At 71.4% G+C, this 6,306-nt stretch carries 4 protein-coding genes and 1 pseudogene; all 5 read right to left on the bottom strand.

What is annotated here, in order from left to right; genetic code table 11:
• Positions 1 to 91: 91 nt before the first annotated feature.
• A complete protein-coding gene (gene galE, locus ACFUJR_RS33355; RefSeq protein WP_383181410.1) occupies positions 92 to 1,072 on the bottom strand; it encodes a UDP-glucose 4-epimerase GalE in 981 nt (326 codons plus the stop codon).
• On the bottom strand, positions 1,069 to 2,112 hold the full coding sequence (gene galT / locus ACFUJR_RS33350; RefSeq protein ID WP_383181413.1) for a galactose-1-phosphate uridylyltransferase: 1,044 nt from the start codon (positions 2,110 to 2,112) through the stop codon (positions 1,069 to 1,071). Before galT ends, galE begins: the two co-directional genes overlap by 4 nt.
• Positions 2,113 to 2,533: 421 nt before the next feature.
• A complete protein-coding gene (locus ACFUJR_RS33345) occupies positions 2,534 to 3,223 on the bottom strand; it encodes a LuxR C-terminal-related transcriptional regulator (RefSeq protein WP_383181416.1) in 690 nt (229 codons plus the stop codon).
• A 178-nt stretch (positions 3,224 to 3,401) separates the two neighbouring features.
• Positions 3,402 to 5,315 carry a PQQ-binding-like beta-propeller repeat protein gene (locus ACFUJR_RS33340; RefSeq protein ID WP_383175719.1) on the bottom strand — a complete coding sequence of 638 codons (1,914 nt, stop codon included), beginning with the start codon at positions 5,313 to 5,315 and terminating at the stop codon, positions 3,402 to 3,404.
• Positions 5,316 to 5,361: 46 nt separating this feature from the next.
• Positions 5,362 to 6,306: pseudogene (locus ACFUJR_RS33335) on the bottom strand (hypothetical protein); the annotation flags it as partial.

The raw sequence follows: 6,306 nt of genomic DNA, 5'->3' as shown, positions 1-6,306 counted from the left end.
CAACGGAGTTCTCCGGGCGGGCAGTCGGCGATGAAACAGGAAGTCTCACGGCGCGAGCCGTAGGAATCCCCTCCCTTCAGGGAGGGGAGCGTCAACCGCGTTCCCGCTCCCTCTCCCTGGCGAACGCCCAGGCGTCGCGCACGATGTCCGCCAGGTCCGGGCGGGACGGAATCCAGCCGAGCCGCTCGCGCGCGGCCTCGGCCGAGGCGACGAGGACGGCGGGGTCGCCGGCCCGGCGCGCGGCCGTGATCTCGGGGACCGGGTGACCGGTCACCTCGCGGACGGTCTCGACGACCTCGCGCACCGAGAAGCCGTTGCCGTTGCCGAGGTTGCAGATCAGGTGCTCGCCGGGGGCCATGGCGTCCAGGGCGAGGAGGTGGGCCTCGGCGAGGTCGGCGACATGGATGTAGTCGCGGACGCAGGTGCCGTCGGGGGTCGCGTAGTCGTCCCCGTACACGCTGATCGCCTCGCGCCTTCCGAGGGCGACGTCGAGGACGAGCGGGATCAGGTGCGACTCGGGGTCGTGGCGCTCGCCGCACGCCCCGTACGCGCCCGCCACGTTGAAGTAGCGCAGCGAGACCGCTGCGAGGCCGTGAGCCGCGCACTCGCCGCCGATCATGTGGTCGACGGCCAGCTTGGAGGCACCGTAGGGGCTCGTCGGGGCCGTCGGCGCGGACTCCGTGACGGGGACGGACTCCGGTTCGCCGTAGGTGGCGGCCGTGGAGGAGAAGACCAGCTTACGGACGCCCGCCGTGCGCATGGCGGCGAGCAGGGCCATCGTTCCGCCGACGTTGTTCTCCCAGTACTTCTCGGGCTTGGCGACCGATTCGCCGACCTGGGAGAAGGCGGCGAAGTGCAGCACGCCGTCGTAGGAGCCGTCCAGCCACTTCGCGGCGTCCTGGACGCGGCCCTCGACGAACTCCGCGCCGGCCGGGACACCTTCGGCGAACCCGGTGGAGAGGTCGTCGAGGACGGTCACCTCGTGGCCCGCCTCGACCAGATGGCGCGCGACCGTGCTCCCCACGTATCCCGCGCCGCCGGTCACCAGGTACTTGCATGTCGCGGCCGTCATGTGGTCGCCACCTCTCGGAGTCGTGCGGCCGCCGCCTCCGGCGGTACGTCGTTCATGAACGCGCCCATGCCGGACTCGGTGCCCGCGAGGTACTTCAGTCTGCCGGGCGCCCGGCGGACGGTGAAAAGCTCCAGGTGCAGCCCGAACTCCTCGCGGTCCTCACCGGTGAACGGCGCCTGGTGCCAGGCGGCGATGTACGGCGTGGGCGGCTCGCCGGGTCCGAAGATCCGGTCGAAGCGCCTCAAGAGTTCCAGATAGATCTGTGGGAAGTCTGTGCGGGCCTTCTCGTCGAGCGCGCGCAGGTCGGGGACCCGGCGCGTCGGGTGGAGGTGGACCTCGTACGGCCAGTGCGCGGCGTACGGCACGAAGGCGATCCAGTGCTCGCTCTCCAGGACCACGCGGACGCCGTCCCCCCTCTCACGGGCGACGACGTCGTCGAAGAGGTTGCGCCCGGTGCGGGTTCGGTGCTCGGCGGCCTGGCGCCGCATCAGGGCCGTGCGGGGGGTGACGTACGGGAAGGCGTAGATCTGGCCGTGGGGGTGGCCGAGGGTGACGCCGATCTCGGCGCCGCGGTTCTCGAAGCAGTAGACCTGGGCGACGCCGGGCAGCTCGGCGAGTTCGGCCGTGCGGTCGGTCCAGGCGGCGAGGACGAGCGCCGCCCGCTCGGGGGTGAGGTCGGCGAAGGAGGCGTCGTGGTCGGAGGTGAAGCAGACGACCTCGCACCGGCCGTTCTCCCCGGCGAGCGAGGGGAAGCGGTTCTCGAAGACGGCGACGTCGTAGTCCGGGGACGGGATCTCGCTGAGTCGCCCGTCGCGGGACGGGCAGAGGGGACACGCGTCAGCCGGCGGGTGGTAGGTCCGGCCCTGACGGTGCGAGGCGACCGCGACCGAGTCCCCGAGCAGCGCGTCGTACCGGATCTCGGAGGCGGAGGAGACGGGGTCGAGCGGACGGGCGTCGAGGGCGTCGCGGACCGTGTCGTCCCGCGCGTCGTAGTAGATGAGCTCGCGCCCGTCGGCGAGGGCGGTGACGGTCTTCTTCACGGGGTGTCCTCAGCGGGGAACCAAACATGACCACACACAAGCAACCACAATCCAACATCCGTAGTCAACGGTGAGCGCGCGTCGCACAGGTTGACGCACGACAGACCAGGCGCACAGGACCTCGGAGGTCCGGGGCCACGCACGCATCAGGCCCCGGATCGGGGCCACGCACGCATCAGACCCGCGGGCGATCCGGCCACGAACACACCAGACCACCCCGGATCGGGGCCACGCACGCATCAGACCCGCGGGCGATCCGGCCACGAACACACCAGACCACCCCGGATCCGGGCCACGCACGGATCAGACCCGGCAGGCGATCCGGCCAGGCACGCACCGGGCCACCGCGGATCCGGCCGCCGCCCTTGCCCGACCCGGGCGACCCGGGCGACCCGGGCGACCCGGGCGACCCGGGGTCCGACTACGGGTACTCGGTGCGGGCACCCGGCACCGGGGCGCGGTCCAGCAGCCCCGTCCGCGCGGCCAGCGCAGCCGCCTCCAGCCGGGAGCCGACCCCCAGCTTCATCAGCACCCGCTGCACATGGGTGCGCGCCGTGCTCGGCGCGATCCCCATCCCGGCGGCGATCAGCCGCGTGTCCTCGCCCTCCGCCACCCGGACGAGGACCTCGACCTCGCGCGGCGTCAGCATCCGCAGCAGCCGCTGCCCCTCGTCGTCGGGCTGCGCCACCGGGTTGAGCAGCTCCGTGAACGCGCCCTGGAGGAGCTGCGGCGCCACCGCGGACTCCCCCGCGCGCGCCTTGATCAGCGCCCGTTCGACGCCCTCGATGCGCTCGTCGTGCCGTACGTATCCCGAGGCGCCGGCCGCGAAGGCCGCCGCGATCCCGCGCGGCGAGGGCACCGGGCCCAGCACGACCACCGCCACCTGCGGCCGCTCCCGCTTGATCCGTACGATCGGGTCGAAGGTTCCCGGCTGGGCCGGGGCGGCCGTGCCGAGCAGGCACACCTCGGGCGCCCGGCTCACCACCAGCTCCGCGGCGCCCGCGACCGGGGCCGCCGCCGCGAGCACACGGTGCCCGCGCAGTTTCAGTGCCGAGGCCAGCGCCTCGGCGAGCAGTCGGTGGTCGTCGACCACCATGAGCCGCACGCCCATCGAGCAACCCCTCAGTTCCCCCCTGAGGCCGTCCCCCGGCCCCAGTCACTCCGATGACCCGGCAAACTACACGCTTGTCCCCCCAGACTGTCGAATACTCACCCAACAGGGCCCCACGCAAACAGCCCGGCGCGTCGAGTGCGTCGACGCGCCGGGCTGTGCCGGGTACGGGCGTGGGTCAGCCGGTGCCGAACGCCAGTGCCAGGTACTCCTTGTCGTTCGTCGAGGACGACTCGCGCGGCTTGCTCAGGTTGACGGCGGAGATGAACATCCGGCCGTTGGCGTAGAGCATCTCGGAGTAGTCCGCCGAGAAGCTGCCCTCGGCGTCCCGCACCGTCTTGTCCGACGGGTTCTCCAGGAGCAGCGTCGACTTCATGGTGCCACCGTCGATGGAGACGATCTGGCCGCCCTTGTCGTACGGCGGGGCCTTGTACGCGATGATGTTGCCGCCGTCCATGCGCAGCGGGAACAGCGTGTACCGGTCGCCGGCGTCGGCCTTCTCGGGGTTCTGCTTGCCCGTGGTCAGGTCGAACGACAGGATCTCGTTCGTCTCGTCGCCGTACTCACCGGTGGAGCCCTCGTGCTCCTCGGTGGGCAGGTAGAGCCGGCCGTTGCCGACGACGATCTTGCTGCACGTCTCGACCTCGGTGGAGCGGCAACGGCCGGCGAAACGGTCCGCGTTCGCCGCGATCTTGGCCTTCAGCTTGCCGGTCTTCTCGTCGATCGAGAAGAAGTCCGAGATGCCACTGCCGTCGCCGGCCGTGTCGCCGACGTCGGCGGCGACCACGAGCGGCTTGGTGGAGACGACCGACGCGTACTCCACGCCCGTGGGCATCTTGTACTGGGAGATGGGCTGGCCGGTCGTCGGGTTGAGGTTCTGGATGACGACGTACTGGCTGCCGTACGAGCCGCACTTCCGCGCCGCGACGAGGCCTTCGCCACCGCCGTAGCCCATGTCGTAGCAGTTCTGGGCGTTGGCCTGGGGCTTCCAGCGCGGGTTTCCGTTGGCCAGGTCGAAGGCGGCGCCGCCGTCGGTGCCGCCGGCCGCGACGGTCGTGCCGCTGAGCGTGACCTCGCTGAACTTGGCCTTGTCGTCGCCCGCGTTGCCCCCGGTGACGGAGGTGGACCACACCAGCTTGCCGGTGGTCAGGTCGACGACGCCGACCTCGGTGCACGGCTGGTAGAACTTCGGCCCGACGCGCTTGGTCGCCTCGAAGAGGATGGCGGTCTTGTTGTCGGCGGTGGTGTGGCGCGAGGTGCCGCAGACCTGGCCGGGCAGGGGGAGGGTCCAGACCGGCGTGCCCTTGTCGAGGTCGTATCCGACGATCGAGTTGACGCCCGTCTTCACGTACGCCTTCTCGGTGATCCAGGAGCCGCCGACGTCGGTGATGTCCTGGACCTTGGGCTCGGGGAGCTGGAACTTGAGCGTGGCCTGCGTGTTGCCCGGCACCTTCTCCTTGCCGTTGCCGCCGAGGCCGTTGCCGCCCTTGTTCTGCCCCTGGGTCGAGCCGGTGGTGCCGCCCGCGGTGTCGTTCTCCTCACCGCCGCCGGAGGCGGCGTACCAGATCCCGCCGCCGACGATCAGGGCGACGGCGACGACCGCGGCGATGACGATCTGCATCTGCGCGGACAGCTTCCTGCCGCCGCCGGGGGCAACGGGCCCGGGCTGTCCCCCTGGGCCCTGCGGCTGAGTGGGGTACCCGTACGGCTGCTGCGGGTACCCGTACGGCTGCTGCGGCTGTCCCCCTGGGCCCTGCGGCCCGGGAGGTGCCCCCAGCGGGTACCCGTACTGCGGCTGCGTGGGCGGCTGTTGCGGGTACCCGTACTGCGGCTGCGTGGGCGGCTGTCCCCCTGGGCCCTGCGGCCCGGGAGGTGCCCCCAGCGGGTACCCGTACTGCGGCTGCGTCGGCGGCTGCTGCGGGGGGTAGCCGTACGAGGGCTGGGCCTGGGGCTGCTCCGGCGGCGGCGTGGGTGCGCCGAACCCTCCGGGCGGGTCCTGCGGCGCGCCGAACCCGCCCGGCGGCGGCTGGTTGGGCGGCTCGTTCGGCGGCGGGCCGGGCGGCTGGCTGGGCGGCGGAGGTGGCTGTGTCATGGGCGTGCGTACCTCTGAGGTGTGGGAAAGACGGATGAGGGCGGTGTCACTTGCCGAAGGCCAACAGCGTCTCCCTCTTCATCTCCTCGTCGTCGTTCGCGCCCACGACGAGCTGCTGCACAAGGATGTACCGGCCGTCGACGTACAGCGCCGGCGAATCGTGGAAGCGCGATTCCAGGCGCCCGGTCACGCGCGGCAGCCGGAGCGTCTCGACGGGCTTGGTCGCGCCCGGCGCGACGGTGGCCAGCGAACCGGGCTCGTCGAGAACGGCGGCCCTGCGGACGATCAGCGAGCCGCCCTCCATCCGCAACGGCCAGGACCTGCGCCCCGGGAGCCCTTCGATGCGCCGCACGATGTCGCCGGTACGCAGGTCGAAGGCGGCGATCTCGTTGCCCTCGCCCTTGGGCGCTCCATCGATCGCGATATAGACGGTGGTGTCGTCCGCGACGACCTGGCATCGCTGCAGATTGCCCTGATGGACGGTGTCGTCGGAGCACCCCTCGGCATAGAAGCCCGGTCCCTTGAGCGACGTGCGCTTCGTGCCGTCCTCGTTGAGGACGACCATGCCGTGGGTGCCCTGGGCGCGGTTGTTCGCCGAGACGACGAGCGGTCGTACGGACAGGACGTGGTCCACCCGGTAGCCGACGGGAAGCCGGTACTTCCAGCGGGACTTGCCCGTGACCGGATCGACCTCGTGGATCTCCTCCTGCGGCTTCTTCACGTCGTTCGTGCAGGAGACCGCGGCGATGAGCTTCGGACCTCCGGCGTACGCGTAGGGCTGGCACTCGCTCTTCTCCCACCGGCCGAAGAGCTGCTTGCCGTCGCTGAGGCGGTATCCGGTGGAGTACAGGTCCCGGCCCGCGGTGACGGTGCCGCCGCTGATCGCCAGCGAGTAGTCGGTCCCGAAGTCGAAGTTGCCTTCCTTCACGATCTTCCGCTGCCAGCCGGACCTGCCGGCGCGAAGGTCGATCGCCTGGAGGTTGCGGCACTC

It is taken from the genome of Streptomyces sp. NPDC057271 (assembly GCF_042668715.1).
GTDB lineage: Bacteria > Actinomycetota > Actinomycetes > Streptomycetales > Streptomycetaceae > Streptomyces.
The sequence above is the reverse complement of the archived record's forward strand: the minus strand, read 5'-3'. Positions and strand labels throughout refer to the sequence as shown.

Bases quoted from the DNA above. Each gene is read 5' to 3' on its own strand.
- galE (WP_383181410.1), bottom strand. From the start codon at position 1,072: ATGACGGCCGCGACATGCAAGTACCTGGTGACCGGCGGCGCGGGATAC.
- ACFUJR_RS33345 (WP_383181416.1), bottom strand. From the start codon at position 3,223: ATGGGCGTGCGGCTCATGGTGGTCGACGACCACCGACTGCTCGCCGAG.
- ACFUJR_RS33340 (WP_383175719.1), bottom strand. From the start codon at position 5,315: ATGACACAGCCACCTCCGCCGCCCAGCCAGCCGCCCGGCCCGCCGCCG.